The 21,768-nt window shown below is 36.7% G+C and carries 22 protein-coding genes; 12 read left to right on the top strand and 10 right to left on the bottom strand.

The genetic code is table 11. The features are described 5' to 3' along the window. Positions 1–6: 6 nt before the first annotated feature. Both gntK and DN394_RS15040 read left to right on the top strand, forming a co-directional pair. Complete coding sequence (gntK, locus tag DN394_RS15045) at positions 7–1,548, top strand: gluconokinase (protein WP_149293927.1); 1,542 nt, start codon at positions 7–9, stop codon at positions 1,546–1,548. Between the two features lie 116 nt (positions 1,549–1,664). Continuing rightward, positions 1,665–2,732 carry a lactonase family protein gene (locus DN394_RS15040; RefSeq protein WP_434087822.1) on the top strand — a complete coding sequence of 356 codons (1,068 nt, stop codon included), beginning with the start codon at positions 1,665–1,667 and terminating at the stop codon, positions 2,730–2,732. 140 nt (positions 2,733–2,872) lie between these two features. On the opposite strand, the gene DN394_RS15035 is transcribed toward DN394_RS15040, so the two are convergent. Then, positions 2,873–3,049, bottom strand: a complete 177-nt coding sequence (locus DN394_RS15035; RefSeq protein WP_001207878.1) for a DUF1272 domain-containing protein — start codon at positions 3,047–3,049, stop codon at positions 2,873–2,875. A 195-nt stretch (positions 3,050–3,244) separates the two neighbouring features. Here DN394_RS15035 and DN394_RS15030 point away from each other — a divergent pair, with 195 nt between their 5' ends. Then, the gene (locus DN394_RS15030) at positions 3,245–4,066 is read left to right on the top strand and encodes a pentapeptide repeat-containing protein (protein ID WP_149293926.1); all 822 of its coding nucleotides are present in this window, start codon (positions 3,245–3,247) and stop codon (positions 4,064–4,066) included. Positions 4,067–4,111: 45 nt separating this feature from the next. On the opposite strand, the gene DN394_RS15025 is transcribed toward DN394_RS15030, so the two are convergent. Beyond that, a complete protein-coding gene (locus tag DN394_RS15025) occupies positions 4,112–4,996 on the bottom strand; it encodes a DMT family transporter (RefSeq protein WP_149293925.1) in 885 nt (294 codons plus the stop codon). Positions 4,997–5,338: 342 nt separating this feature from the next. Here DN394_RS15025 and DN394_RS15020 point away from each other — a divergent pair, with 342 nt between their 5' ends. Beyond that, positions 5,339–6,124: a glycosyltransferase family 2 protein gene (locus tag DN394_RS15020; protein WP_149293924.1), complete on the top strand. Its 786-nt coding sequence runs from the start codon at positions 5,339–5,341 to the stop codon at positions 6,122–6,124. On the opposite strand, the gene DN394_RS15015 is transcribed toward DN394_RS15020, so the two are convergent. The 5 genes from DN394_RS15015 to DN394_RS14995 all read right to left on the bottom strand — a co-directional run bounded on the left by DN394_RS15015 (position 6,093) and on the right by DN394_RS14995 (position 10,982). After that, complete coding sequence (locus tag DN394_RS15015; RefSeq protein ID WP_149293923.1) at positions 6,093–7,016, bottom strand: NAD-dependent epimerase/dehydratase family protein; 924 nt, start codon at positions 7,014–7,016, stop codon at positions 6,093–6,095. The two genes, DN394_RS15020 and DN394_RS15015, sit on opposite strands and share 32 nt — an antisense overlap. Continuing rightward, positions 7,013–8,236 (bottom strand): class I SAM-dependent methyltransferase, encoded by a 1,224-nt coding sequence (locus DN394_RS15010; protein WP_149293922.1) that lies wholly within the window; start codon positions 8,234–8,236, stop codon positions 7,013–7,015. Before DN394_RS15010 ends, DN394_RS15015 begins: the two co-directional genes overlap by 4 nt. A gap of 12 nt (positions 8,237–8,248) precedes the next feature. Then, positions 8,249–9,304: a CDP-glucose 4,6-dehydratase gene (gene rfbG / locus DN394_RS15005; RefSeq protein ID WP_149293921.1), complete on the bottom strand. Its 1,056-nt coding sequence runs from the start codon at positions 9,302–9,304 to the stop codon at positions 8,249–8,251. 1 nt (position 9,305) lies between these two features. Then, on the bottom strand, positions 9,306–10,073 hold the full coding sequence (gene rfbF, locus DN394_RS15000) for a glucose-1-phosphate cytidylyltransferase (RefSeq protein ID WP_149293920.1): 768 nt from the start codon (positions 10,071–10,073) through the stop codon (positions 9,306–9,308). Between the two features lie 114 nt (positions 10,074–10,187). After that, positions 10,188–10,982: a glycosyltransferase family 2 protein gene (locus tag DN394_RS14995; RefSeq protein ID WP_046957913.1), complete on the bottom strand. Its 795-nt coding sequence runs from the start codon at positions 10,980–10,982 to the stop codon at positions 10,188–10,190. Positions 10,983–11,258: 276 nt separating this feature from the next. On the opposite strand from DN394_RS14995, the gene DN394_RS14990 reads away from it, so the two are divergent. The 4 genes from DN394_RS14990 (at position 11,259) to DN394_RS14975 (ending at position 14,331) form a co-directional block, all read left to right on the top strand. Next, entirely contained in the window at positions 11,259–11,666 is a 408-nt protein-coding gene (locus tag DN394_RS14990) for a MerR family transcriptional regulator (RefSeq protein ID WP_000285638.1), read from the top strand. Positions 11,667–11,787: 121 nt separating this feature from the next. Further along, positions 11,788–13,116 carry a hemolysin family protein gene (locus DN394_RS14985; RefSeq protein WP_046957914.1) on the top strand — a complete coding sequence of 443 codons (1,329 nt, stop codon included), beginning with the start codon at positions 11,788–11,790 and terminating at the stop codon, positions 13,114–13,116. Between the two features lie 52 nt (positions 13,117–13,168). Continuing rightward, on the top strand, positions 13,169–13,582 hold the full coding sequence (locus tag DN394_RS14980; protein ID WP_000613585.1) for an ATP synthase subunit I: 414 nt from the start codon (positions 13,169–13,171) through the stop codon (positions 13,580–13,582). 200 nt (positions 13,583–13,782) lie between these two features. Beyond that, entirely contained in the window at positions 13,783–14,331 is a 549-nt protein-coding gene (locus DN394_RS14975) for a DUF2179 domain-containing protein (RefSeq protein ID WP_000938437.1), read from the top strand. Between the two features lie 96 nt (positions 14,332–14,427). On the opposite strand, the gene DN394_RS14970 is transcribed toward DN394_RS14975, so the two are convergent. Both DN394_RS14970 and DN394_RS14965 read right to left on the bottom strand, forming a co-directional pair. After that, positions 14,428–14,655 (bottom strand): DUF3923 family protein, encoded by a 228-nt coding sequence (locus DN394_RS14970; RefSeq protein WP_098085516.1) that lies wholly within the window; start codon positions 14,653–14,655, stop codon positions 14,428–14,430. A 76-nt stretch (positions 14,656–14,731) separates the two neighbouring features. Continuing rightward, on the bottom strand, positions 14,732–15,112 hold the full coding sequence (locus DN394_RS14965) for a hypothetical protein (RefSeq protein ID WP_141521018.1): 381 nt from the start codon (positions 15,110–15,112) through the stop codon (positions 14,732–14,734). Between the two features lie 354 nt (positions 15,113–15,466). Here DN394_RS14965 and DN394_RS14960 point away from each other — a divergent pair, with 354 nt between their 5' ends. Further along, the gene (locus tag DN394_RS14960) at positions 15,467–16,381 is read left to right on the top strand and encodes a tetratricopeptide repeat protein (protein ID WP_149293919.1); all 915 of its coding nucleotides are present in this window, start codon (positions 15,467–15,469) and stop codon (positions 16,379–16,381) included. Between the two features lie 82 nt (positions 16,382–16,463). Here the strand turns inward: DN394_RS14960 and DN394_RS14955 are convergent, their stop codons facing one another. Continuing rightward, a complete protein-coding gene (locus DN394_RS14955; protein WP_098209303.1) occupies positions 16,464–17,660 on the bottom strand; it encodes an MDR family MFS transporter in 1,197 nt (398 codons plus the stop codon). A gap of 112 nt (positions 17,661–17,772) precedes the next feature. Here DN394_RS14955 and DN394_RS14950 point away from each other — a divergent pair, with 112 nt between their 5' ends. The 3 genes from DN394_RS14950 (at position 17,773) to DN394_RS14940 (ending at position 21,767) form a co-directional block, all read left to right on the top strand. Further along, on the top strand, positions 17,773–18,315 hold the full coding sequence (locus tag DN394_RS14950; protein ID WP_002108006.1) for a CGNR zinc finger domain-containing protein: 543 nt from the start codon (positions 17,773–17,775) through the stop codon (positions 18,313–18,315). A 41-nt stretch (positions 18,316–18,356) separates the two neighbouring features. After that, positions 18,357–19,112, top strand: a complete 756-nt coding sequence (locus DN394_RS14945; protein WP_098085509.1) for a class I SAM-dependent methyltransferase — start codon at positions 18,357–18,359, stop codon at positions 19,110–19,112. A gap of 147 nt (positions 19,113–19,259) precedes the next feature. Further along, a complete protein-coding gene (locus DN394_RS14940) occupies positions 19,260–21,767 on the top strand; it encodes a collagen-like protein (RefSeq protein WP_149293918.1) in 2,508 nt (835 codons plus the stop codon). Position 21,768 lies beyond the last annotated feature (1 nt).

Below are 21,768 nucleotides of genomic sequence, written 5' to 3'. Positions count from 1 at the left end.
GAAGAAATGGTGAGTTCAAAATATATGATTGGTGTAGATATTGGGACAACTAGTACAAAATCAGTTCTGTTTTCGATTGATGGATCTGTTATTGCAAGTCATGGAATTGAATATCCTTTATATTCTCCCACGCCGGAAACAGCAGAACAAGACCCAGAAGAAATTTTGCATGCGGTAATAAATACGATTAAAGAAACTGTACAATCAAGTAGTGTACAGCCGAATGATATTCTTTGCGTCTCTTTTAGTTCGGCAATGCATAGTGTCATTGCTGTAGATGAAAAGGGAAATCCATTAACGAGATGTATTACTTGGGCAGATAATAGAAGCGCAAGCTGGGCAGAAAAAATAAAGAATGATATGAATGGTCATGAAATTTATCTTCGTACTGGCACACCAATCCATCCGATGTCACCACTTTCGAAATTAGTTTGGCTACAGAATGAGCAGGCAGAATTATTCGCAAAAAGTTATAAATTTATTTCGATCAAAGAGTATGTTTTTTATAAGTTATATAAGGAATATGTAATTGATTATTCAATAGCATCAGCAACAGGAATGTTTAATTTGAAATCTTTAAAATGGGATGTGGAAGCTCTTCGTGTTGCAGGGATTTCTGATGAAAAGCTTTCTAAACTTGTTCCAACGACGCACAGCTTAATAGGATTAGATGAAGAACTTGCAAAAGAGATGAATGTACTTGTTTCTACACCTTTTGTAGTAGGAGCGAGTGATGGAGTACTATCAAATTTAGGTGTAAATGCAATAGATCCTGGGGTTGTGGCTGTTACAATTGGTACAAGTGGTGCGATACGTGCTGTAACAAATCGTCCTGTAACAGATCCAAAAGGTAGAATTTTTTGTTATGCCTTAACTGAAGACCATTGGGTAATCGGTGGACCAGTTAATAACGGTGGTATGATTTTTAGGTGGGCTCGTGATCAATTAGGCACTTCAGAGATTGAACTTGCGAAGCGTTTAGGGAAAGATCCATATGAAGTTCTTACTGAAATAGCAGCAAAAGTGAATCCTGGATCTGACGGTTTATTATTTCATCCGTATTTAGCGGGGGAAAGAGCTCCTTTATGGAATGCTAATGCGCGAGGATCTTTCTTTGGACTCGGATTACATCATAAGAAAGAACATCTTATTCGTGCTGTTTTAGAAGGGGTAATTTATAACTTATATACGGTTCTTCTCGCTTTAAAAGAACTAATTGGCGAACCGAAAAAAATTCAAGCGACAGGCGGTTTTGCAAGGTCGGAACTTTGGAGACAGATGATGGCGGATATTTTTCATCAAGACGTATATGTTCCCGAAAGTTTTGAAAGTTCTTGCTTAGGAGCTGCGATCCTCGGTTTATATAGTTTAGGTGAAGTTGATACGTTACATGTAGTTTCTGAAATGGTAGGTGCAAATTTTTATCATGAGCCAAACATGGAAAGTGTGGAAAAATATAAAGATTTAACACCAATCTATATTCGTCTGTCCCGTCAATTGGAAGAAGAATATGAAAGTATAGCAGCGTATCAAAAAAAGTGGGTTTAAAGGCTATTTAGCAGGGAAATATGGTAACGTATAAAGAGGTACTCCAATTTTTTAGGATACTCTTTCAACATAAAATATTTTAAGAAGTATGATGAACAATATAGGGAGAGAGGGTTATGAAAATGAAAGATAACAAAGAGTTTATTGGATATGTTGGAACGTACACGAAAGAAAATAGCGAAGGAATATATACGTTTACTTTAAATACGGAAGCAAAGAAAATTAGTAATGTAACACTTGCGGCCAAGCTTGATAACCCTACATATGTAACGATTAATCGAAATAATGAATATCTCTATTCTGTTGTTAAGGAAGGCGAATCTGGTGGTGTAGCTGCTTACTCGCTCGATAGTAAAACTGGAGAGCTAAAGGCAGAAAACAGACAAGTAGTAGAAGGGGCTTCTCCTTGTCATGTGAGCGTTGATAGTGGAAATCATACAGTAGTTACAGCAAATTACCATAAAGGAACGATTGAGTCTTTTGAAGTAAATGAAGAAGATGGAACTGTAAATCCTGCCACATCTATTATGGCACATGAAGGTTCAGGTCCGAATAAAGAAAGACAAGAAAAACCACATGCACATTACGCGGGATATACTCCTGATGAAAAATATGTGATAGGTGTTGATTTAGGAATTGATAAATTAATTACATATGAAATAAAAGATAGTGCATTAACAGAAGTGAATAGCTTATCTGTAAATCCAGGAAGTGGTCCGAGACATATTACTTTTCATCCGAATGGAAAATATGCGTATGTGATGACGGAGATTAGTTCAGAGGTTATTGTGTTAACATATAATCCGGCAGAAGGATCCTTTACAGAATTACAGTATATTTCTACCATTCCTGAAGCATTTGATGAAAATAATCAAGGAAGTGCGATTCATATTTCTTCTGATGGCAGTTTTGTATATGCAGGCAATCGCGGTCATAATAGTATCGCTGTTTTCAGCGTGGATCAAAACTCAGGCCAGCTTACACTTGTTGAACATACATCTACAGAAGGAAATTGGCCAAGAGACTTTGTATTAGATCCTACTGAAAAGTTCCTTGTTGCTACAAATGAAAAGTCACATAATCTTGTGTTATTTTCAAGAAATGAATCTACAGGTAAGTTAACTCTTTTACAATCTGATGTTGTTGTGCCAGAGCCTGTTTGTGTTAAATTTTTAAATGTTTAAGTTATGTTGAAGCTGAATGGGTATAGAGATGTCGTTATTTGTCAGTAAGTCGATATCCTTTGTCGAAACGTCGATATATTTGAAAAATCGTTGATATAATTTCAGCTGTCTAAAAAAGCAAAGCGATATCGCTTTGCTTTTTACTGTTTCTTTTTCGGTCTGCGTACTAACTCGCCGCCGCAGTTTGGACAAACGTTATGTCTTTCTTCTGTACAAGGTGCGCAAAATGTACATTCATACACGCAAATGTATGCTTCAGAATCTTGCTCGAGAGATTGATTGCAAATTTGACAGTTTGTTTTCATTTGTAGTGCCATAGTAATTCTCCTTTTAGTTTGAATTTTTATAATTTAATTATAATTCATTGGGTAGAAACTGTCTTTTTCAATTGAAAGGAAATCGAATGATAAAGTTGTGATTTGAAATGAAAGATGCTCATTTATTTTTAAATTGATTATTTCATGCAGTTAGAATATTATGAAATAGTCAAAAGACAACAGGGGGTATACATTTTGACTAATCATAACGATCATTTAAAAGCAAACTGCGAAAAATGCTTTGGGCTATGTTGCGTGGCGTTGCCGTTCGCAGCATCGGTAGATTTTGCAGTGAATAAAGATGGTGGTAAACCATGTGCCAATTTACAATCAGATTTTAAATGTAGTATACATAAAAATCTTAGAGGAAATGGCTATAAAGGCTGTACAGTATTTGAATGTTTTGGTGCTGGGCAGAAGATTTCTCAAGTTACGTTTAAAGGGATTGATTGGCGGAAAGATGCCGGGCATGCGAGGAAAATGTATGATGCTTTTCCAGTTATGCATCAGCTTCATGAAATGCTTTGGTATTTGAATGAGGCTATTCTGTTAAAGGAGACGCAGTCAATTCATAAAGAATTAAAGGAAGCAATTGAAGAGACAGAGCGCCTTTCAAATTTAAATGCGGACGAGTTAATGAAAGTAAATATTCCATTACACCGTGCAGAAGTAAATGTTTTACTTTTAGAAACGAGTGAGCTAGTTTGGAAGGAAATGAATGCAGTGCGTAAGAAACGGATTATTCACCGCGGAGCAGATCTTATGGGAGCAAACCTGAAAAAGAAAAATTTACAAGGCGCGAATTTAAGAGGAGCGTATTTAATTGCGGCTAATTTAAATGGTGCAGACTTACGTGGAGCAGATCTCATTGGAGCAGATTTACGAGATGCAGATATTCGCGGGGCGGATTTCACAAATAGTATTTTTCTGACGCAAGTTCAAATTAACGCAGCGAAAGGGGATACACATACGAAATTGCCGAAAGTGTTGTCCCGTCCATCGCATTGGAGTGCGTAAAGCGTGTATACGAACAGGCAGAGATTAAGAATCTCTGCCTGTTTTTCATTTCTTTTCAAAAGTAGTAATGAGAACACTACATATAATAAGAATACCACCAATAAAAAAGTTGATATTTAATGTTTCATTTAAGAGCAACCAACCAAGCAATGATCCGACGATAGGTTGGAAGAAGAAAAATAATGAACCGATGCTTGCGTCCATTAACTCTAATCCTTTATTCCAAAGGAAAAATGCACCTGCCGTTGAGACGATTCCTAAATAAAGTACGCCTAATATTACGTACGTGTTTATTGTTTCGATAGAGGTTGATTGTAGTTCCCATATCATAAAAGGTGTAATGAAAAAGAGTGAAAAGAATATGGCGTACGTTGTAATAACTAAAGATGAAAATTGGGCTGAAGCAATCTTCACAAAAATGGATAGTAAAGCCCACGTAATAGCGGCCCCGACTAATATGATTGTACCGATAAAATAGGAGCCAATTTCAATATCCCATCCAATGACAATAATGACACCGATTGTCGCTATTATAGTAGATAACAATCTACGAGCGGTTAGCTTTTCTTTTAAAATAAGCGCTGCAAATATAACCATAAATGCAGGTGTAGCTGATGTTACTAAAGAGCCTGTATGAGCGTCGGATAATTTTGTTCCGATGAATTGACAAGTAATCGAAATGAAATAGCCGATAAATCCAATCCAGGCGAAGAGTAGCCAATCTTTTTTGTGAATGGTTACTTTTTTCTTTTGCTTTTTCTCAGCTATTTTCAAAATGAAATATAAAACAACGAAAGCGATAATAAAGCGTAGCCAAACGAGTGTCAGTGGTGGGATAAAGTTGAGTACATATTTGCTAACAACGTACATACCGCCCCATATACTAGCTGCTAGTGATAAACATATAGCTCCTAAAATTGTTTGTTTCATGAAAAGTACCTCCGTCTATTTTTAGGGTTTTATGAGTTCCCTAAGACGAGGCATAGTACACGTGTTATATGAATGCCCGCCTTAGTTTATAGACGGCCTACAGGTTGATCGTTTTCGAATGAAGTGTTGTAGTACATGAGTGCATTCCTCCTTCATATTTTATAAAGATATTATAACTTAATTTTCAGTTTATTGGGATGTTTATTGTATGAGTTGATTCTCTAGAAAATGGAGGTTGTCTAAGAACGCATAGTATATGGTAGAAACACATATTTTTAAAATAAAAGAAACCAATTACATAACGGATAAGTATATTAAGAGTAGGGTGAAAAAAGTAGATTAATAGAGAAAGAGGAGGAGATTGTTATAACTACGACCGTTATTTCTCATTTTTACAATGAAGAGTATTTATTACCGTGGTGGCTTGCTCATCATACGAAACTGTTTGATCATGGCATTTTAATTAATAAAGGTTCAACAGATCGTTCTGTTGAAATTTGTAAAAAATTCGCACCGCACTGGGAAGTACGAGATTCTGCAAATCCAGAATTTGATGCACTAGCGACAGATCATGAAGTGATGAGGATAGAACAAGAAGTAAAAGGATGGAAAATGATTTTAAATACGACCGAGTTTCTTTGTGTGCAAGATAAAAATCAGTTTTGGAAATCACTGAATGAATTGGGAGGGAGGATGTATTGGCTGGAAGGGCTTATTATGGTCGATGATCTTAACTATAATTATCCGGACCTTAATTTTGGAATACCTTTAATGAAACAGCGATTTCATGGTTATTTACCAGAAGATTGGGCGTTATGGAGAAGAGGTAGATTTATTCATAATCATGAACACGGAAGTTATACGGTTGGGAGACATTTATCTGCACATGAATCTATGATTTATCCGCCACTTGCGTGTATTGCATGGTTTGGTTTCAGTCCTTGGAACGATGCGATGAGAAAGAGGAAATTACAAATTGGCCCGACTCTTTCTGAAGCTAGTAAGCATGGGGGAATGGGAACACATCATATTATTACACCTGAAAAATTAGAAGAATGGTATAAGGATTTAGCGAGAGGGACGAAGGATTTACGTTTTAGTGGTGCGTATCGTTATGCTTTTTTATAAATGATTCCCACCATAAAATTGTTTCTTCGATCCCAGTATTTAGATCGTATGTTGGTTTCCAATTTACTTCAGTTTTTAAACGCTCTACATTAACGCCGACGAATAAAGGTTCATCTTTAGAGAAAGGGATCGCACCTAGTTTAATTAAATGTTCTTTTCCAATCTTTTTAGCAATGATAGAAGCTAATTCTTTAATTTGTACAGATTGACCAGAAGCGATGTTGATTGTGCCTGTAACGCCATGTTCTAATACTGTTACGAGAGCATCAGCGACGTCGCTCACATGGAGGAAATCTCTTGATTGTTTTCCATGTGTACATAGTGCTTCCTCATTTTTAAATAAGGAAGTGATAATGTTAGAAACGAGCCGATTCCCTTGTTCGTGAGGGCCATACATATGAAAAATGCGTCCCCAACACATGCTGAGGCCGGTTTGTTGTGCGTACGTTTGTAGCCAGGAGTGTAGTGTGTTTTTACATAATGAATAAGGGGTTTTATAGGAAAGAAGTGGTGAGTCTTCAAATAGTACGCCGTTAAACCATTCATATTCTGCGCCAGTACCGGCAACGACGACTTGCTTTCCGCCGCATGTTGTGAAGTGTTGAATTAATGAGATACTGGATGTAAGCCAATAGTAATTATTAATAGATACATAACACGCTGGCGGCACTGCTTCCCAAGCTAAATGAATGAGATGACTAGGCTTAATGTCATAAATAAGTTTTTTTACTTCTTCATCGCAAAGTAAGTTTACTTTATGCCAATGGCAAGAAAGGTGAGAAGGCTTATTTGTATTGTAGGTGGCGTGCAATTCATAGCCCTTTTGTATAAGAGAATTTACAACGTATTTACCAATCCATCCACTACCGCCTGTTACAAGGATTTTTTTCATGGCTCGATCACCTCAACTTCTGGAATCGTTACTAAAAATTTGCCACCCCATTCACGAATGAAAGAGCATTCTTTCATAATTTCATCTTTCAAATTCCAAGGAATTATAAGAATGTAATCAGGTTTTGTACGTTTAATTTCTTCCGGAGATTTTATTGGAATGCGGGTACCTGGTAGAAGGAGATTTTGTTTGTGAGGGTTTTTATCTACTGTATAATTTAGAAACTCTTTTCCTATCCCGCAATAATTTAAAAGGGTGTTTCCTTTAGCAGGAGCGCCGTAACCGATAATTTGTTTGTTTAAAGCTTTTGCTTCAATAAAAAACTTTAAAATGTTTATTTTCAATTGTTCGATGCGTTTAGAAAAAAGGAGATAGCAATCTAATGTATCTAGCCCGTGATCTATTTCTTTTCGGATTACATTTGTAACACTGGCATGGATAGTGGATGAGTCACTGTGATGGTTTACAAAAATACGCAATGAACCACCGTGCGTCGAAAGTTCTTCTACATCGACAATTTGTAAATGATGATAAGCTAAAACTTTTTGAAGGCTTATAAGTGAGAAATAGGAGAAATGCTCATGATAGATTGTATCAAACTGTTGAAAGGAAATTAGGTTTAATAAATGCGGGAATTCAATTGTTATCGTGCCATCTTGTTTTAATAACGTTTTTAAACCGGCGACAAAATCATGCAAGTTCGGAACGTGTGCTAATACGTTATTTGCGATGATTAAATCTGCTTGCGGTAATTTTTTTGCTAAGTCATTGCTGAAAAAATTCACTTGTGTAGGAATTCCTTTTTGGATAGCGATTTCTGCTACATTTTTTGCTGGTTCAATTCCTAACGTTTCGATATTTTCTTTTTGAAAGTATTGTAATAAGTACCCGTCGTTACTTGCGATTTCAATCACTTTCGAATGGTTTGTTAAGTTAAAACGATTAATCGCCATTTCTACATATTGCTTAGCGTGTAGTAGCCAACTTGATGAGTAAGAACTGAAGTATAAATAGTCATGAAAAATGTTGTGCGGAGATTCAAATTCATCTAATTGTACAAGTAAACAAGAGGTACAAACAAATGTGTATAGCGGATAAAATGGTTCCATTTTATATGAGTTTTCAGGAGCGACAAATGAGTTAGCGAGAGGGGAAACTCCTAAATCTAAAAAAGTATTTGTTAGTAATGAGTGGCAAAAACGGCATTTTTTCTGTTCCATTTTATAGCCCCCTTATAAATTTTTGAATGCATTGATTTGTTGTCGCGTGAAAGATTCCATATTTTCACCAGATGCATATTTTTTGTACCAATCAACAGTCCAAGCGATAGAATGATCTGTTGATAATTTAGGAGTCCAACCGAGTTTATTTACTGCTTTTGTACTATCGAGTGTTAAAATAGGTGACTCATAAGGAGTGTTTGTATAAGGAGAAAGGATTGTTAGTGGTTGATTCCATAATTTCATTATAGATTGAATGACATCATGAACGGTTTTGTTAGGTTCATTTATCGGGCCGAAATTCCACGCTGCTGCATATTCGGCATCCTTCCAAAGCTTCTCAGCTAAAAGAATATACCCATGTAAAGGATCTAATACGTGTTGCCACGGGCGAATAGCGTGTTTGTTTCTAATATTTAACGTAGCATCTTGTAAATATGCACGAATGATATCCGGGAATAATCGGTCTTCTGCCCAATCACCACCGCCGATGACGTTACCTGCTCTTACTGAGGCAAGATGCAGAGTGTTAGTGTGAAAGAATGATTTTTGATATGATGTTGCAACTAGTTCAGCACAAGCTTTACTAGCACTATAAGGGTCGAAACCTCCTAGCCGGTCAGTTTCCACGAATGCCCGGTTACCGCTCCCGTCATTTTCATAACATTTATCACTTGTAACATTAATGATGCCGCGTATACTTTCTATATGTTTTGCCGCTTCTAATACGTGAACAGTACCTAAAACATTCGTCTTAAATGTTTCGATAGGATTTTTGTATGAAGTGGTGACGATTGGCTGGGCGGCTAAATGAAATAGTACGTCAGGGTTATGTTGTTTCAGGGCATGGAATAAAGAATCGTAATCTGTAATATCGCCTTTAATTGATGTGCATTCTTTTGCTACGTTACCTTGTTCAAAAAGGTTAGGGATGGATGGGGGATGAGAAGAGTAACCGACTACTTCTGCTCCTAATGAAGTTAAAAAAAGGGTGAGCCATGAGCCTTTAAAGCCAGTATGTCCCGTAATAAATACTTTTTTCTTATTCCAAAAAGATGATGAAGCCATATTACCAAACCTTCCACGGAGCGTTATTATTTTCCCATAGCTCGACTAATTTATTTTTATCTCGCAATGTATCCATCGGATGCCAAAAACCAGTATGTTGATATGCTGCCAATTCGTTTTTGTTTACTAACTGAACTAAAGTGTCTGTTTCAAAAACAGACTTATCTCCACTAATGTAATTGAAAACATCAGGATTTAAAACGAAAAATCCACCGTTAACCCATCCGCCATCACCTAGTGGCTTCTCTTGAAAGGATGTTACAGATTGTTTATCTAAGACGAGAGAACCGAATCTACCAGGAGGTTGTACGGCTGTAACAGTAGCTATTTTGCCGTGTTTTTTATGAAATGCAATGAGTTCTTTTATATTTACATTACTTAATCCATCGCCATAAGTGAGGCAGAAAGGTTCGTCCCCGATGTAATTTTGTATTTTTTTAACTCGTCCACCTGTTTCGGTATTTAGACCGGTATTAATCAGTGTAACTTTCCATGGTTCTATACGATGAGAATGGTTAGTAATCGTATTGTCGTTTAAATGTATCGTGAAATCGGACATGTGTAAGTTGTAATTTAGAAAAAATTCTTTAATTGCATATCCTTTATAGCCTAAGCAAATAATAAATTCAGTAATCCCGTAATGGCTATACAAACTCATAATGTGCCATAGAATAGGTTTTGTTCCAATTTCAATCATAGGTTTTGGTTTTAAATGAGTTTCTTCCCCAATCCTTGTTCCGTATCCACCTGCAAGAATAACAGCTTTCATTTTTTCCTCCTAAAATAAAAATTTATAATATATACAGTATTCATATGAAATACAAATGGTATGGTTTTTAGCTAAGTGCGTAAAAATATGTGGAACATGATAGGATGAGAAATATTAAGGTTTGAATTTAGGGAATAATTGTTGATACTCAGGGTGATTACGTAGATCTTGTGTCGTCTTAGTTAACAGTAAAAATCGAACTTCGAGTTCTTCAGAGGACTGACCATATTGTGTTTGAAGTCCCATTTGAACGGCCTCTTTTGAGAGGGTAGGTGTAATTTGTAATTTTCTTGCCTTTGTATGTTCGTTCCAAGGGCTAAAATAAAATTTAAAAATGAATGAAGGGGAGTTATAAATGATAGGTTGGTGCTGCGTAAAATGTCTACCAGGTAAATATGCGCCGTCAAGATGGTTGTGTATAAATCGCCAGGCACAGCCGATTTCTGGTTTATAAGGAAAGAGCCCGTGATATCGTTGCTCTACTAACGGAATAGAGTATCTTAGTTTTGAATAATTGTAATTATGCTTATCAATCATGACAATCATTCTAATCGCATACATATTTTGGCCTAACGTATGAAGTGATGAGAAAAACTCTTCTACATTGTTACAACAAAGAAATTCCGTAGTATTTAATACCATTTTCCAACCTGAAACCTCTCTTTCAATTTCCATCACCTCAATATCAGTATTAGTGGGATCGAAATCAAGGAATCTTGAATTTCGTACTTCCCAGTTGGGAGCGAATAATTTACAAATTTCAACAGAACGATCTGTAGAACCTCTATTAATTAATATGCCGTGATCAAATATTTTTGTATGATGCATAAGCCACCATGGTAATAAATACTCCTCGTTATAAAAGTGAGAGATAATTGTCCTAGTGATTTTAATCTCCTCCAGTTGCATAAATAATGATTTTATTTCAATATTATTATCATATGTTTTAAATTAAGGAAGGTTGAAAGGAATGTGTGATTCCATTTTTACATTTTGGTATCGGCATATCGAAAAAACAGTAATCTAACTATATGGATAGAGTTATAGAGTGTGAATATACTACATACTTAGATGGCATGTGAAATTTTGTATAAATTATGAATAATAAACCGTCACGTTTGACTGTACAGTTTATGTATTGTATGATGTTAGTAATATAAACAAGGGGGGAAGATCGTTGGGAAGGTGTATCGAATCGGACAGTTGGCTCTCATGGCTCACGTGTCGAAACGCACGATTGATTATTATACGAATCTAGGAATCTTAAAAGCGGAGCGATCTCAATCTAATTATCGCTATTACGATGAAACAGCATTTGAGACATTACAATTTATTGAGAAGTGCAAAGAAATGCATATGCCGCTTTGTGAGATTAAAGAGAAAATCGAGGAGAAGAAGAAGCTGCTCGGTATCAATGAACACGTTTCGAAACAAGTGAATGAAGTGACAGACCATATTCATCGATTAGAAGCAGAGTTAACGGAGTTAAAGCCGCTTTTAGATGGATTGACTGATTCACAACGTGAAAAAATATCGAAATCTTTATCTGGTCAAACGACAGCTTTAATACAGACACTTGTTCTATTATTATAGAAAAAAGTGAAATCCGACCTCTTTAATTTTTGTATCGGGCTATGTTTTCTAATGAACAAATAAGAAAACATTATAGTATACAGGAGGTGGACACCTTAGTTTTTTAAACTAAGGGGATTCATTGGAAATATTTAATTTAGTCATGGTTGCGATTTTAATCGCATTTACTGGATTTTTCGTAGCAGCAGAGTTTGCGATTGTAAAGGTACGTTCAAGTCGTATTGATCAGCTTGTTGCGGAAGGGAAACGCGGTGCTTTAGCAGCGAAAAAGGTAACAACAAATTTAGATGAATATTTATCTGCTTGTCAATTAGGTATTACAGTTACAGCTATGGGATTAGGTTGGTTAGGTGAACCGACAATTGAAAAGTTATTACACCCGTTATTTGAGAAATGGAACATAAATCCTTCTATCTCATCAGTATTAACATTTGGTCTTGCTTTTATGCTAATGACGTATTTACACGTTGTAGTAGGGGAATTAGCTCCGAAAACGATGGCAATTCAAAAGGCTGAACAAGTAACGTTGTTATTGGCAGGTCCGTTAATGATGTTTTATAAAGTCATGTATCCATTTATTTGGGTATTAAACGGTTCAGCTCGTGTTGTAACTGGCTTATTCGGTTTAAAACCAGCTTCAGAACATGAAGTAGCTCATACAGAGGAAGAATTACGCCTTATCCTTTCAGATAGTTATGAAAGTGGCGAAATTAATCAGGCTGAATACAAGTATGTAAATAACATTTTTGAATTTGATAATCGTATTGCAAAAGAGATTATGGTACCGCGAACAGAAATCATTGGTTTCTACCTGGAAGATTCAGTAGAAGAACACATGAAAGTAATCCAAAATGAACGATACACACGTTATCCGATTTTTGGAGAAGATAAAGATGATATTATCGGTATGGTCAATGTAAAAGATTTCTTTATTCGATATATGAACAACGATAAAGAAGATTTATCATCGATTCGCACGTATATGCGTCCGATTATTGAAGTGATGGAAACAACTCCAATTCACGATTTATTACTTCAAATGCAGAAGAAGCGAATTCCGATGGCTGTTTTATATGATGAGTACGGAGGAACAGCCGGAATTGTAACGCTTGAAGATATCTTGGAGGAAATCGTCGGCGAAATTCGTGACGAATATGATGAAGATGAAGCACCACCAATTCAGCATGTGAATGAGCACCATAAAATCGTTGATGGAAAAGTGCTTATCTCCGAAGTGAAAGATTTATTTGGATTACACATTGAAGAAGATGATGTGGATACAATCGGTGGCTGGATTATGATGCAAAATCATGAAATTGAAGAAGGACAACATGTTGAGGCGGAAGGTTATGAATTTAAAGTGTTAGAAAAAGACGCTTACCAAATTAAACGTGTTGAAATTCGTAAGATGGAGCAAGAACAAGAAGAAGAGAAAGCAGCAACTGTGTAAGTTGCTGCTTTTCTTCTAAAGTATAAAAAATGTGAAATTAGGAGCGGATATTTTGATTCAAGCAGCCTTACGTGTATATCGATTACAATTGTATGTGATCTTTAGTGGTTTACTACTTATGTGGACGATTACTCCGTTTGGAAAACAAGTAACAGGGTTTGGTATCGGATTAGCTGTAAGTGCATATTGCCTTTGGTTATTAGCTCGCAGAGTGGAGAAACTTGGGAAAAGTATCGTCATGAAAGAAAAGGCTCCTGGATTAGGAGTTCTAAACCGATTTGCAGCAGCCATTTTAGGGGCTATTATTATGTATGAAATTGAGCATGAAATGGAAATGTGGGCATTCGGTACAGGCATTTTAGGTGGTCACTTTTTAATGATTGCAAATTTAGCTTATGCAAATATGCAGTTAGTGAAAGAAGAAGAGAAGCAAAGGGAACATGCTTCGAAAAACATAGAGCTATGATGAAAGGGACCTAGTGGGGTTCCTTTTTTGAGTTTAAGCGAGCTAATGAAGAGAATCAAATTTACGACAAATATAATACGCTTCTTTTTTACGTTTTTCAATAGTATGAAAAATAATGTAAAAAAATTAAAAAACCCATCGATTTCTAAAGGTTATGTATGTTATTATGACAAAAGACTTTTTGAAAGAGGTGGATACCAATGTTACAAGCGTTACTTATTTTTGTGCTTCAAATTATTTACGTTCCAATTTTAACAATCCGTACGATTTTGCTTGTAAAGAATCAAACAAGATCCGCTGCTGGTGTTGGATTGTTAGAAGGAGCTATTTACATTGTCAGTTTAGGTATTGTGTTTCAAGATTTATCAAATTGGATGAACATCATTGCCTATGTTATTGGCTTTAGTACGGGACTATTATTAGGCGGTTATATAGAGAATAAATTAGCAATTGGATATATTACGTATCAAGTTAGTTTGCTAGACCGTTGTAATGAATTAGTAGATGAACTACGTCACTCTGGATTTGGTGTTACAGTATTTGAAGGCGAAGGAATTAATTCAATACGTTATCGCTTAGATATCGTTGCAAAGCGTTCTAGAGAAAAAGAACTGTTAGAAATTATTAATGAAATTGCACCAAAAGCGTTTATGTCTTCTTATGAAATCCGTTCATTTAAAGGCGGATATTTAACGAAGGCGATGAAGAAAAGAGCATTAATGAAGAAGAAAGATGAACATGTATCGTAAAGAAAAGGGAGTTGTGCAGCTTTAAAAGCACGGCATAGTCCCCATATAAAAAAGAGAGGAATCTATATTGAAAAAGATTCCTCTCTTTTTTCTGCGTTATTTTTTTCTACTTTTTCTCAGATTAACAAGTAACCATACAACTTGAATAATTAGTGGTAATATAAATGCAATTAATAAAACGATAAAGGCTATTAATTTCAGCTCAGGTGTTTGAGTAACACCAGTCCCATCAACCTCTCTTAGCCAAATGATAGCTGTCAATATCCCGAAAGTTATAATCCAAAATATGTTACCAATCCACCAATAAATCCATCGTCTTTTCATGTTGGCACCCCTTACATTTACCCTCTGTTAAAAGTGCATTTTCGTTCGTTACATTTATAATGAAATATCTATAAAATTAATTTTTTTTAACTGTATATCTAACTTGTTTAAACGTTACCATCTCTCCATCTTTATGATCATCTTGCGTTTGCAAAAGTTGAACTTTTGGTTTGTAATCTGTCCTATGAGCGTGCTCGATATCTTTAATGTTAACTTTGTAGGATTCGCCATTATTAATTTTTTGTTCCAATACCTTTTTATTGGCGACATAAATAAACGTCACTTTATTTTCATCAATGCCTTCAGTCTTAAATTCTAATTCGTTATCTTTTGTTGTAATCGTCGGTGTTAATAATTCAATACTGCCTTTTCCAGTTTCTAAAGAATTTTCTGCTATAGTTGAACATCCGGATAATATGATTCCAATGAATAGAAGAGCACTTAATTTCTTTCTCATAACATCCTCCAATTTCAAGTGATTTTTGATTTTGGCATTGCTAGACTGCTAGTGTGGAACGTAACTGTTTAGCTAGCACTCTTTTTGATTGTACCATAATATGTAAAATTAAACAGGCTGTATATCCAATTTAAGGGGTTTGAAAAGTTTACTTATTGTTTTAAATCAGTATCTTTCCAGTAGGTATATATTTTCTGTAGAAAGCAGTGTTGTCAAAATCATTATGAATTGGCTATCCAACTATATGATGACATGTAGACAGGCGAAAGGACTTATTTTTATGGAAATTACAATTTTTTCATATTAAAATAACGATGTGGAATAGATGAATTCATTCACTTCGGGGGTAGTTACTTGAACATTAACGAGAAGGCAATTGAAATGTTTGAACAAAATAAATATGTGGAAGCAATGGAACTGTTTCATCAAGCAGTACATGAATCTAGAGGTGTACAATCTCTCAATAATCTTGCTTGGATGTACTTTTATGAGGAAGAGGATGATGATAAAGCTCTTGAATTAATAAGAGAAGTTATTAAGTTGAATCCTTCCTCATACTTTCCTTATAACATCTTAGGGGGAATTTACACGAAACAAGAAAAGTGGGAAGAAGCGAAAGAAGTATTACAAAAGTCTATTTCGATGCAACCATCGGGTGAAGCATTTCACAATGTAGCTGTAGCGCATTATAACCTTGGAGAGTTAGAAAAAGCTTCGGAATTTTTCTTGCGAGTTGCAAGGGATTCGGACTATATAATGTATAGCTATGTAAAATGTTTAATTGATTTAGGGCGAACGACAGAAGCGAAAGAGAAGTTAGATACTTTTAACAGGAAAGCTGATGATTTTGTAGGAGAAATTCGTGTAGCAGATTTATATGTTGAGTTGAATTGTTATAAAGAAGCAATTGAATGGTTCGAAAAGGGATACAAAGAAGTTTGGAAAAGCCCCAATTGGATTGGTAGATTTGTTTATGCTTTATATAAAGCTAATAATTTCACGCGTATAAATGAAGTTATACGGGAATCTATCGAAGCGAAAACAGCAGAAATAGAAGATGTTCAAAATGAAGAAGTAGAAGAAAACTGGACAGAAAAAGATAAGACAGAGTTAATTGAGGAATATACAGAAGAGAATAATTGTTATAAAACAATGATAGAACGTATCAAATCTGGATATGTTCCAGAGTTAGAATTTGAAACTTATCATTTAGGGGCTTGCTATTTATTTGGTTGTAAAAGACATAATCATCTTGAATATGAAGAATAAAAAAATTCGACTGTCACATATGATGGTCGAATTTTTTTTTTATAGGCTGGTTGTCTAAAGGTACCATTTCAATTGTAATGTGTTAAAGGTGTTTCGTATTATTACATAGGTATATATCTTCTTTAGGGAATCCTTTTTTTATATTTAAAATATGTAGTGAAATAAAACCGATAAGTCCTATTCCACCGAAAATAAGCCATGGTGTATACATTCCGCTTAAGTTGGCTGTAAAAGATGTACCGGTATAATTACCGATGATAAAACCAAATGCGAGTGATAGTTGATAAAATCCGAAGTAAGTAGCTGTATATGATTCGTTACTGTAATTTGCAATAGCAATATCAGCGTTAGGTAATACGAGTGTTTCGCCAATTGTAAATAAAATTACACAAATAAATAGCCAATACGGGTGTTGAAATAAAGGAATGAGTAAAAAGGAAATACTCATTAATAAAACACCGTATTTAATAATTGAAAGTGTATTGTATTTATGAAATAGTTTTCGAAATAATACCATAAATACGACGCCTGTTATTGCATTTATCGTAATAACTAGTGTAGCAAGCTGGTTGCTATTACTAATGTTTTTCATATGAAGTGGAAGTGCGACAGTAAGCTGAGTAAACATAATATAGAAGAAAATCATAATAAATGAAAACAAAAGGAAAGATTTGTTTTGTAAAATAGCCTGTAGCCCTAATGTAATAGACGTATTTTCAGTAGTGACTTGGAAGTGATTTTTAAGTAAGTAAAAGATAAAAGCAAATAACAGCATAAGAGATCCTGTTAGAGAAAAAGCATAGATTGGATCGAGTAAGAGTAAGAACCCTCCTGCAATTGGTCCAATTATTGCACCGCAATTAAAACTAAGGTTTAAATATGTAAATAAATTTTTTCTCATATGAGCTGGTTGTGAGCCGAATATGGCGCGCGCAGCAGGTTCGTAAAATGCGGTTCCGAAGCCAATAAGTGCAGAAGAAATAGAAATTGTATAGAAATCAGAGCATATTCCTAAAGCGATAAATCCGATTCCTCTTAAAAATAATCCGGCTATCATCATAATGATATAGCCTATTTTGTCAGCAATTAATCCTGAGAATAATGGGACAACTCGTGATGTGATTGTCATAACCGTCAACACTGTTCCTACTTGAACAGCAGAAAAATGAAGAAAGCTTAATAGATAAATAGCTAAAAATGCGTATACTGCAAAATACCCAAAAGACATAAAAAATGAAGAAATAAGCATGAAACGTATCGGTATTGAGAAACTTTTCATAGAACTCCTCCTAATATTGTAACCAGTAAAATTATTTAATGGTTAACTATTTTATATTATAATTATACATAAAGTCAGAAAAAAGTAAATTTTAAGAAGAAGGTGGATGGAATTGAATCAAAATGCACCAAATGAATTAGAATATATTCGGGAATTTTTAAATACATGGAAAATACCAAACGATACGAGAGAGCCAATTGATATGCTGCAAACAGAAGAGGATATAAAGCTCTTTATGAAAAAATATTTTCATGAAGAGGTTCCATTTCATACGATAGAGGAATTAAAAAGTTTTCGAGAAGATATTCGGTTAACCGTTGAAGGCGAAGGATCATTGCAAAAGTGGTTAGAGAAATACCCATTTCATGTACATGTAAAAGAAGATATGAAAGGTATTACATATGAGCCTGTGCACGAAGAGAATGTATATACAAAAGTATTAAGCGTTGTTTTAATGGCGATTCAAGAAAATTTGTGGGGAAGGTTAAAAGCATGCCCAGATTGTCGCTGGGTATTTTATGATCATTCGCGAAATGGAAGTAAAAGATGGTGCGGTATGTATGCTGGAGAAGCAGGAGGAAGAGCGTGCGGTACGATTGCGAAAGTGAAAAATTACCGGGCGAAGAGAAAAGGGAGATCGGGTTATAATGTGTAATTTATATTAGGGGAAGAAAATTGGATGGGGGAATGTAGAATATGAAAGGTACACAAATGTTAGCTTTAAATAAAAAGTGTTGGGATACAGTTGCACCATATTTCTTTCAAGTGGATTGTTTACCGAAATATGGTCCGTATACAGCGTCTGAAGATGAGATTCATTTGTTCGATTCAATTAGAAATAAAAAGGTTCTTGATATTGGATGTGGAAGTGGGCATTCGTTGCAATATATGGCAGAACACGGGGCAGAGGAAGTATGGGGTCTTGATCTTTCAAGTGAACAAATTAAAACAGCAAATGAAACGTTAAAGTGTTGGAATTCAAAGTTAATATGCGGAGCAATGGAAGAGGAAGGGGATATTCCGAAAGGGTATTTTGATATTGTATATTCCATTTATGCATTAGGTTGGACTTCGAATTTAAGAAAAACGTTGGAACTAATTTATTCGTATGTAAAGCCAGGCGGAAGTTTTATTTTTAGCTGGGAGCACCCAGTATATTCAAACTTACAGTATGGTACAGAAGAAATTGTTTTAAAGTCTTCATACCATGAGGAAACACCTATTACGTTTGAAACATTTAAAGGAGAAAATGTACAAGCGACATTATATAAGAGAAAAATAAGTACATACATAAATGAGTTAAATAGAGCGGGATTTACAATTGAGAGAATAGAAGAGCCTGAACCATCTAGCTCATTTGATGAAGAACTAGCTGAGCCGTCTACGAAATATTATTCTTTATATAAAGCTAGAATGGTGCCAACGACTTTTATTATTAAGGCGAGAAAGTAAAGTGCTTTATAAAAAGAAGCCTATCATTTCAAATAAATGAAATGATAGGCTTCTTTATTTTTTGAAAAATGAGGTCAGAGGTGTACTTTTCTTATAAAAATGCATTTCATATAAAAGGTGTAATTATTTTGGGGAAGGGGGATTGTTGTGCGTCATCATAGAAAGTGCAAAAAATTTGGAGTGGCACTGCCTCTTCCACTTATAGGAGCAACGGGTCCTACTGGTAATAGTGGTCCAACTGGTCCAACTGGAGGGCATGAAGGTCCTGTCGGACCTCCGGGAATCACTGGACCTATAGGAACAACGGGTCCACAAGGCCCTCAAGGTATTCAAGGCATACAAGGTTCGCGAGGAACAACGGGAGCTCAAGGAATACAAGGTGCCATTGGTGAGACTGGAGAGCAAGGTGTAACTGGTCCAGTAGGCTTGCAAGGTCCTCAAGGATTAATTGGAAACCAAGGTCCAACCGGGGATATTGGAGTACAAGGTCCAGAAGGGATACAAGGAACGATTGGCCCTGCTGGTAGTCAAGGTATACAAGGCGCCCAAGGGATACAAGGAGAAATAGGTGAGCGAGGACCAACAGGAGCACAAGGAATGCAAGGAGTGATAGGTGAAGTTGGAATTACAGGTGTAACAGGTCCTCAAGGTCTCCAAGGAGCGCAAGGAATACAAGGAGAGGACGGAACTACAGGTATACAAGGAGAAGAAGGTCCACAAGGAATACAAGGAATTACTGGAGAGCAAGGACACCAAGGTGATCAAGGGATACAAGGTGTAACTGGCCCAACTGGTTCTACTGGAATACAAGGCCCTCAAGGCATAAGCGGAATAAAGGGGATAACAGGTGTAATAGGCCCTCAAGGTCCACAAGGTATTCAAGGGATACAAGGAGTAAGCGGATCCACAGGTTTTCAAGGAGCAAAAGGAGTACGAGGGATAACAGGAGCAACAGGGAGTTTTGGTATGCAAGGCCCAGAAGGACCACCGGGTGGCCCGACGGGAACAACCGGTCCAATTGGTCCATCTAGTGGAGTGACAGGTCCATCTGGCCCACCCGGTCCACCTGGGGGTCCAACAGGTCCAACGGGTGGAACAGGTGCGCGGGGTATAACCGGAGGAACAGGTGCAATAGGAATACAAGGGTCACAAGGCATAACTGGTCCTACTGGAGCTCAAGGTGTAAGGGGAGCACAAGGTTCCCAAGGGGTAGTTGGTGTAGTTGGAATGCAAGGTGCACAAGGTTCTCAAGGTAACCAAGGAATAACAGGAGCAACTGGTGTAGAAGGCCCCCAAGGAACTCAAGGCCCGCAGGGAGAAATTGGTCCAACTGGTGCAGAAGGTCCTAAAGGTGTGCAAGGTATACAAGGGGTAACAGGTCCAACAGGGGCACAAGGAATACAAGGGTTACAAGGAATAATAGGTCCTACAGGCACAACAGGAGCGGCAGGAGTCCAAGGCCCACAAGGAATACGAGGAGAAACAGGAGCAGCTGGAGCACAAGGTATACAAGGCCCTCAAGGGATACGAGGGGAAACAGGAGCAGCTGGCGTTCAAGGGATACAAGGAGTGCAAGGAATACAAGGGGAAATTGGATTGACTGGTGCTCAAGGTGCCCAAGGTCTTCAAGGAATTCAAGGAATAATAGGTCCAACTGGTGCTATCGGTTTGCAGGGACCTCAAGGAATACAAGGTATAGTAGGACCAACAGGAGCGCAAGGCTCTCAAGGTATGCAAGGAATACAAGGAATAACAGGTCCGACAGGTTCGCAAGGAATTAGAGGTCCCCAAGGGGATTTAGGAGAAAACGGGATAACAGGTCTACAAGGAGTGCAAGGTGCGCAAGGTAGTCAAGGACCTGAGGGACCACAAGGGAATGTTGGGATAACAGGTGTAACTGGAGAAACAGGGGCGACAGGAGAAACAGGGGCGACCGGGGCACAAGGTATACAAGGCGTTCAAGGGATTATAGGTATACAAGGAAGTACAGGAAGTACAGGAGCGACCGGAGCAACTGGAGTAACTGGAATACAAGGTGCTCAAGGTATTCAAGGTTTGCAAGGCCCAACTGGAGTAAGTGGAATGACAGGGGTTAGTGGTAGTCAAGGGCTAGCCGGAGCGCAAGGTAGTCAAGGGCCGATTGGAGCTGTGGGACCTACCGGAGCCACTGGTAGTATAGGGGCTATAGGTTTCTTAGGAATAGTAGGTGCAATAGGGGCGACTGGCTTACCTAGCGGTGGCGGTTATTTCTTTTCTACTTCAACGAGTGCAATTGCAGCGAATGCGTTAATACCAATCAATTCTGGATCTACAACTTTTGGTTCCGGTGTCAGTTTAACAAATGCAACAACTGTAACGTTAAGTACGCCGGGAATATATTTAGTCAGCTATTATTTTCAAGGTGATCCAAATGGGGGGAATGAAACGATTTCTGTGAGTCTTACTTTAAATGGAACGCAAGTCGCAGGGAGTCTTATTTTTTATGTTACAGGAGGTACCTTTGTATTAGAACCAGCGATTTCTAATACGATGGTCATTAATGTTGCTTCTTCAAATGCTACTTTATCTTTGCAAAATGGTCCATTAGCTATTGGGCATGTAACGACATTATCTGGAGTGATAACAGCTAGTTTAAATGTATTAAAAATAGTTTGAC

It is taken from the genome of Bacillus sp. BB081, from assembly GCF_008368895.1.
GTDB classification, from domain to species: Bacteria; Bacillota; Bacilli; order Bacillales; family Bacillaceae_G; genus Bacillus_A; species Bacillus_A wiedmannii.
The sequence above is the reverse complement of the archived record's forward strand: the minus strand, read 5'-3'. Positions and strand labels throughout refer to the sequence as shown.